Source organism: Citrobacter sp. Cf072 (assembly GCF_030334485.1).
GTDB classification, from domain to species: domain Bacteria; phylum Pseudomonadota; class Gammaproteobacteria; order Enterobacterales; family Enterobacteriaceae; genus Citrobacter; species Citrobacter freundii.
In genome coordinates this window covers 1-211 of record NZ_JAOWDX010000010.1, presented here as the reverse complement: position 1 = coordinate 211, position 211 = coordinate 1, and the positions used below count along the sequence as shown (strand labels likewise).

The window sequence follows — 211 nt, the reverse complement described above, 5'->3', positions numbered from 1 at the left end:
CTCAGAAGTGAAACGCCGTAGCGCCGATGGTAGTGTGGGGTCTCCCCATGCGAGAGTAGGGAACTGCCAGGCATCAAATTGCAGTAAACCGGGATGAAGAATCCGGGTAGTGACAAAGAAATTCGGTGGAGCGGTAGTTCAGTTGGTTAGAATACCTGCCTGTCACGCAGGGGGTCGCGGGTTCGAGTCCCGTCCGTTCCGCCACTTATTA

1 tRNA gene is annotated in these 211 nt (G+C 55.0%); it reads left to right on the top strand.

What is annotated here, in order from left to right:
• Positions 1-127: 127 nt before the first annotated feature.
• Positions 128-204: transfer RNA gene (locus OGX66_RS00360), tRNA-Asp, on the top strand.
• Positions 205-211 lie beyond the last annotated feature (7 nt).